This window comes from Phytohabitans sp. LZ39 (assembly GCF_059359075.1).
In genome coordinates, this window is the sequence record NZ_JCADBM010000054.1 from 1 (window position 1) to 5,312 (window position 5,312).

Consider the following 5,312-nt stretch of genomic DNA (forward strand, 5'->3'; position numbering starts at 1 on the left):
TTTCGGCGAGCGCTGCGAGCCGCCGGCCGGGAGCGGTGCCCGCGGGAGCATACGGTCCGCCGCTGACGCGGACGTGGGCAAATCTACTTGAAAGCGTCACCCGCGCGATCAGCGTGATCGGTACGACCCGGGGGTGACCGGTGACGGCCAGGCGCGAGGCTTGCGTTGACGTCGGGGGCAAGGTTTAGCGTTGTGATCATGCGAATCGGGGAGCTGGCGGGGCAGGCGGGCACCACGACGCGGGCGCTGCGCTACTACGAGGCGCACGGGTTGGTGCGGCCGCGGCGCGCGGCCAACGGCTACCGGGACTACGACGAGGCGGAGCTGCGCGTGGTGCGGGAGATACGCGCGCTGCTGGCCGCCGGCTTCGTACTCGACGAGATCCGGCCGTTCGTGGCGTGCCTGCGGGCGGGCAACCCCAGCGGCGACGTCTGCCCCGACTCGGTGAGCGTGCTGCGGCGCAAGCTCGCCGAGGTGGAGGCGTACATCGAGCGGCTCGAAACGGTGCGCCGCCAGCTCTGCGAGCAGCTGGGCGCGGCGCGTTGAGGTTCGCGATCAGCTACAGCCCGCACTACCACGGGGTCGACCCGGAGATCCTCGTCCGGTACGCGCGGGACGCGGAGGAGTGCGGCTTCGAGGCGATCTACCTGCCCGAGCACATCGTGCTCTACCCCGGCGCCACGATCGGTCAGACGCCGATCCCGCCGGCGCTCGCCATCCCGGACCCGCTCGACACGCTGGCCTTCGTGGCGGCGGCGACCTCGCGGATCCTGCTCGGCACCGGCGTGTTGCTGCTGCCGTACCACCACCCTGTCGTCCTCGCGAAGCGGCTGGCGACCATCGACGTGCTGTCGCGCGGGCGCATGCGGCTGCTCACCGTCGGGCTCGGCACGTTGCCCGGCGAGGCGCACGCGACCGGCGTCGACTTCGCCAGCCGGGGGCGCCGCGCCGACGAGGCGATCGACGTGCTGCGCCTGCTGTGGGGTGGGGGCGAGGAGGGGGTGAGCTTCCACGGGGAGTTCTTCGACTTCGACGACCTGACCTGCTATCCCAAGCCGCACGGCGGCACGCACCTGCCGATCCACATCGGAGGGTCGAGCCGTCCCGCCGCGCGCCGGGCCGGGCGGCGGGGCGACGGCTGGTTCGCGGGCGGCATGCTCCCTCCGGAGGAGCGGCGCGCCCATCTGGAGCTCGCCCGCGCGAGCGCCGTGGCGGCCGGCCGCGACCCGGCCGCGCTTGAGGTCACCCGCTGGGCGTCCATCGACGTGTCGCCGGAGCGGGTCGAGGCGCTCGCGGCCGAGGGCGTGACCCGTGTCGTCGTCGGCGCCACGGGGGAGGATGCCGTGGAGCGGTACGCCCAGATGACGTCCTTCGCCGAGCGGTTCGGGCTCGGATAAACCGGTGGCTCCGCCGAGTGCGCCTCGCTAGCGTCGGGCCGTGACGTACGAGCACCCGCTGGCCTACCTGCTCGGCATCGAGGGCATCGCGCTGCTGCGGGCGTTCACCGGTGAGCACGACCGCGCGTTCGTCGAGGCCCGCCTCGCGGAGGTACGCCGCCTGCTCGACGACGGCACGCTGGCCGGTCCCGGTGTCGAGGTCGCGTCGGTGGACACTGTGGAGGGTTACCGGATCTGGTCGCGTTCCTACGACGCGGAGCCCAACGGCGCGTTCGAGTGGGACGCGATCGTGGTCGACATCCTCGACGGCCTGCCCGCTGGCGACGCGCTCGACGCCGCCTGCGGCACCGGGCGCTACTCCGCGCTGCTCGCCGAGCGCGGCCACCGGGTCACCGGCGTCGACGGCTCACCGGACATGCTGGCCCGGGCCCGCGAGCGGGTGCCGTCGGCGAGGTTCCTCCTCGGAGACCTGCACCGGCTGCCGGTGGCCGACCGCTCGGTCGACGTGGTGACCTGCGCGCTGGCGCTGACCCACGTGCGCGCGCTGGGGCCGGTGTTCGCGGAGTTCGCGCGGGTGCTGCGGCCGGGCGGCCACCTCGTGCTCTGCGACATCCACCCGGACATGGTGGCCCTCGGCTCGATCCCGTGCGTGCGCTTGCCGGACGGGGCGCCGGGCCGGATGCCGGCCGCGCGGCACCTCGTCGGCGACTACCTGCGCGCCGCGCTGCCGGTGGGGCTGCGGCCCGTCCGGTGCGAGGAGCCCCGGCTCGGCGGCGGCGCGCCCGAGTCCACTGAGGAGCCTCCACCCGGCGGCGGCGCGCCGCAGTCCACAGAGGATGCACCGGAGCCCGCGGAGGAGAAGGCGGCGGACCTGGGGCCGTGGGACCTCTGGCCGTGGTCGCTACAGGCGCTGCTGCCCGAGGCCACCCGTGCCGCCAGCGACGGCATGGGCGCCATGCTCTTCTGGCATTTCGAGCGCGCCGGGCTCACCGCGCGGTCGACCCCGTCACGGGAGGTCTCCGCGGACCAGCGGTAGGACGATCGTTTCGACGATGACCCCGTCCGGCACCGGGTGCAGGGTCATGAGCATCTTGTGGCGGAGCAGGTCGGTCGGTAGGCGCGCGATCCGGTCGGTGATCTTCGCCGGGTCGATCTCGTTGCGCACGACCTCGAGGCCTCAGCCGTCGATCGGCGGCGCGTGAGGATGGCGGAGAAGGCGACGGGTCAGGCGTCGACGGTCAGGCCCTGGATGGTGATGGCCACCTTCGGCTTTCCGCCGCCGCCCGCGAGGGAGTTGTCGTGGCCTCCGGCGGCGACCTGGCCGACGACCTCCAGGCCGGCCGTCACGGTGCCGAACGGGGTGTACGCCGGATCGAGCTCGCCGTCCTTGAACACGATGAAGAACTGGCTGCCGTTCGTGCCGGCGCCGGCGTTCGCCATCGCGACGACGCCGCGGGTGTAGCGGGCGCCGGCCAGGTTTTCGTCGGCGAACGCGTAGTCCGGCTGGCCGGTGCCGGTGCCGGTCGGGTCGCCGCACTGGAGGATGGAGAGCCCCTCGGTGACCAGCCGGTGGCACGGGCTGCCGTCGAAGTAGTGCTTGGCGGCCAGGTGGGCGAAGCTCGCCACGGTGCACGGGGTGGCCGCGCGGTCCATCGTGATGGTGATCGGGCCGAGGTTGGTGGTGATCCGCATGGTGGCGGTGCCGGAGCGCGGGGCGCCCGCGAAGTCCGGCATGCCGACCGCCTTGTCCGCCGGCTCGGCCGCCCGGCTCGTGGCGCCACACGCGCCGCCGGAGCCGGCGGGCGGCGCGGCACGGTCGCCGTTCGTGCCGGAGTCGATCGCGCCGTCGTTCACGTAGTACACGACGGCGGCCGTCACACAGCCCGCGCACAGCAGGACCGCGACGACCGCGCCGGCCACCAGGCCGATGACCAGGCCGCGCCTGCTCTTCGGTGGCGGCGGCGCCAGTGGTGGTGGCCCCATGCCGGCCGGCGGCGGCCACGGGCCGGCCTGCGGCGGATAGGGCTGATAGGGCGGGCGGGGCGGCTCCGGCTGACCGGGCGCCGGTGGAGGGGGGTTGGTCACCGGGGAGTCCTCATTTCGAGGCGAGATCGGCGACCAACGGGCTGATCAGGCGAAACATGCCTGGCAGGTGTGCCCCCGGTGGGATTCGAACCCACACTGTCGGAGGTTTGAGCTCCGTTCCTCTGCCGGTTGGGATACGGGGACGTCGGTCGGGTCGGGAACTGACCGCGACCAGACTACCCACTACGCTGAGGGCGACGGCACCCGACCGGTCGGAGTGTCGGGAGCAAGTGAGGGGTAGGGGTTCGTGGCCGACACGCAGGCGGGTGCCGAGCGCAGGCGGGTGCTGATCGCCGAGGACGAGGCGCTCATCCGCCTGGACCTGGCCGAGATGCTGGTCGAAGAGGGCTACGACGTGGTCGGCGAGGCCGGTGACGGTGAGACGGCCGTGCGGCTCGCCCTCGACCTCAAGCCCGACCTCGTCATCCTCGACATCAAGATGCCGATCATGGACGGGCTGGCCGCCGCCGAGCGGATCGCGGGCGAGCGGGTGGCGCCGGTCGTCATCCTCACCGCGTTCAGCCAGCGTGACCTGGTGGAGCGGGCCCGCGCGGCCGGCGCGATGGCCTACCTCGTCAAGCCGTTCCAAAAGAGCGACCTGGTGCCGGCGATCGAGATCGCCCTCTCCCGCTACCAGGAGATCGCCGCCCTCGAGTCCGAGGTGGCCGGGCTCAACGACCGGCTGGAGACGCGCAAGGCCGTCGAGCGGGCCAAGGGGACGTTGATGACCACTTATGGCATGACCGAGCCGCAGGCGTTCAAGTGGATCCAGCGCACCGCCATGGACCACCGTATGACCATGCGTGAGGTGGCTGAGCGGATCTTGACCGAGACCCCGACTGAGGGCTCTGACCAGCCCAAACAGTAGAGCTTTATGACAGCGTTACCGTCAGACTGAGCACGCTACGTAACGGTTTCGTCAACTGCGCGGCCAAGCCCTTACGGGTTGCCCGCCTGGTGGGATAACGTCCCGGCGCAGACCGAGATAGCGGTCGGGCTCGTCTGTCCCGCAAGAGCCAATCGGCAGCGGGTGGTTCGGGCCATTTGATGGAGGAGGGTTCGAGCCTTGAGGCAGAAGCTCGCGCGGGCGTTCGGTGGCATCGCCATCGCCGCGCTCGTATTCGGTGGCGCCGCGTGTCAGGCCGGAGACGACGACGGCGGAGACGGCGGTAGCGGTAGCAACGCCGCGTGTGGCATGAAGATCGGCTTCTTCGGCGCGCTCACCGGTGACGCGGCCGGCTTGGGTATCCACATGCGTAACGGCACCAAGCTGGCGATCGATCAATACAACAAGGAAAACGCCGACTGCACCGCCGAGATCGTCGAGTACGACTCGCAGGGTGACCCGGCCAAGGCCCCGGCCCTGGCGACCCAGGCGGTCGGCGACCAGAAGGTCATCGCGATCATCGGCCCGGCGTTCTCCGGTGAGTCCGAGGTCGCCGACCCGATCTTCCAGTCGGGCAACCTGCCGACGATCACCCCGTCGGCGACCCGCCCGAGCCTGAGCACCAAGGGTTGGAGCGTGTTCCACCGCGGCGTCGGTAACGACGAGTCGCAGGGTCCGGCCGCGGGCCGGTACATCAAGAACGTGCTGAAGGCCGAGAAGGTCTACGTCGTCGACGACCAGTCGGCGTACGGCGCGGGTCTGGCCGACGAGGTCAAGAAGGTCATCGGCACGCCGGTCGGCGAGGACAAGGTCCAGGTCAAGCAGACCAACTTCTCCGCGGTGGTCACCAAGATCCGTAACTCCGGCGCCACGGCGCTGTTCTTCGGTGGCTACTACACCGAGGCGGGCCTGCTGCTCAAGCAGCTCAAGGGCGCCGGCTGGCA

Annotated in this window: 7 protein-coding genes and 1 tRNA gene; 5 read left to right on the top strand and 3 right to left on the bottom strand. The window is 71.6% G+C overall.

What is annotated here, in order from left to right:
• Positions 1-198 precede the first annotated feature (198 nt).
• The 3 genes from AC5L36_RS45250 to AC5L36_RS45260 are packed head-to-tail and all read left to right on the top strand — an operon-like array spanning position 199 to position 2,433.
• Positions 199-546 (top strand): MerR family transcriptional regulator, encoded by a 348-nt coding sequence (locus AC5L36_RS45250; protein WP_441225290.1) that lies wholly within the window; start codon positions 199-201, stop codon positions 544-546.
• On the top strand, positions 543-1,397 hold the full coding sequence (locus AC5L36_RS45255) for a TIGR03619 family F420-dependent LLM class oxidoreductase (protein WP_441225292.1): 855 nt from the start codon (positions 543-545) through the stop codon (positions 1,395-1,397). The genes AC5L36_RS45250 and AC5L36_RS45255 overlap by 4 nt, the downstream gene beginning before the upstream one ends.
• A 40-nt stretch (positions 1,398-1,437) precedes the next feature.
• Positions 1,438-2,433, top strand: coding sequence for a class I SAM-dependent methyltransferase (locus AC5L36_RS45260; RefSeq protein WP_441225293.1), 996 nt, complete (start codon positions 1,438-1,440; stop codon positions 2,431-2,433).
• Here AC5L36_RS45260 and AC5L36_RS45265 read toward each other — a convergent pair.
• The 3 genes from AC5L36_RS45265 to AC5L36_RS45275 all read right to left on the bottom strand — a co-directional run bounded on the left by AC5L36_RS45265 (position 2,404) and on the right by AC5L36_RS45275 (position 3,626).
• Complete coding sequence (locus tag AC5L36_RS45265; RefSeq protein WP_441225295.1) at positions 2,404-2,562, bottom strand: hypothetical protein; 159 nt, start codon at positions 2,560-2,562, stop codon at positions 2,404-2,406. The two genes, AC5L36_RS45260 and AC5L36_RS45265, sit on opposite strands and share 30 nt — an antisense overlap.
• A gap of 59 nt (positions 2,563-2,621) precedes the next feature.
• Complete coding sequence (locus AC5L36_RS45270) at positions 2,622-3,482, bottom strand: peptidylprolyl isomerase (protein ID WP_441225297.1); 861 nt, start codon at positions 3,480-3,482, stop codon at positions 2,622-2,624.
• Positions 3,483-3,552: 70 nt separating this feature from the next.
• A tRNA-Leu gene (locus tag AC5L36_RS45275) sits at positions 3,553-3,626 on the bottom strand.
• Between the two features lie 103 nt (positions 3,627-3,729).
• Here AC5L36_RS45275 and AC5L36_RS45280 point away from each other — a divergent pair.
• Complete coding sequence (locus AC5L36_RS45280) at positions 3,730-4,350, top strand: ANTAR domain-containing response regulator (RefSeq protein ID WP_441225299.1); 621 nt, start codon at positions 3,730-3,732, stop codon at positions 4,348-4,350.
• A 198-nt stretch (positions 4,351-4,548) separates the two neighbouring features.
• Positions 4,549-5,312, top strand: a 764-nt coding sequence (locus AC5L36_RS45285) for a branched-chain amino acid ABC transporter substrate-binding protein (RefSeq protein ID WP_441225301.1), incomplete at its 3' end; no start/stop codon positions are given.

What these genes read in the sequence shown, in the direction of transcription:
- AC5L36_RS45250 (WP_441225290.1), top strand. Translation starts at nt 199, where the DNA reads ATGCGAATCGGGGAGCTGGCGGGGCAGGCGGGCACCACGACGCGGGCG.